The sequence below is a fragment of the Maritalea porphyrae genome (assembly GCF_027213965.1).
GTDB classification, from domain to species: Bacteria; Pseudomonadota; Alphaproteobacteria; order Rhizobiales; family Devosiaceae; genus Maritalea; species Maritalea porphyrae_A.
In genome coordinates, this window is the sequence record NZ_JAPWGX010000095.1 from 1 (window position 1) to 229 (window position 229).

General features: G+C 49.3%; 1 protein-coding gene. It reads left to right on the forward strand.

Features of this window, described 5'->3' with window-relative positions:
* Positions 1-229, forward strand: a 229-nt coding sequence (locus O4H47_RS18120; RefSeq protein ID WP_269395417.1) for a DUF933 domain-containing protein, incomplete at both ends; no start/stop codon positions are given.

Sequence of the window (229 nt, forward strand, 5' to 3'; positions counted from 1 at the left end):
GAACTAGAAGATGAAGATCGCGAAGAATTCCTAGCAGATATGGGGATCGAAGAGCCGGGCCTGAACCGTGTATTTCGCTCTGGTTACGAACTACTGACTCTACACACCTACTTCACAGCAGGTGATAAAGAAGTACGTGCTTGGACAATCCCTGTTGGTGCAACTGCGCCTCAGGCGGCAGGTAAGATCCACACTGACTTCGAGAAAGGCTTTATTCGTGCAGAAGTAG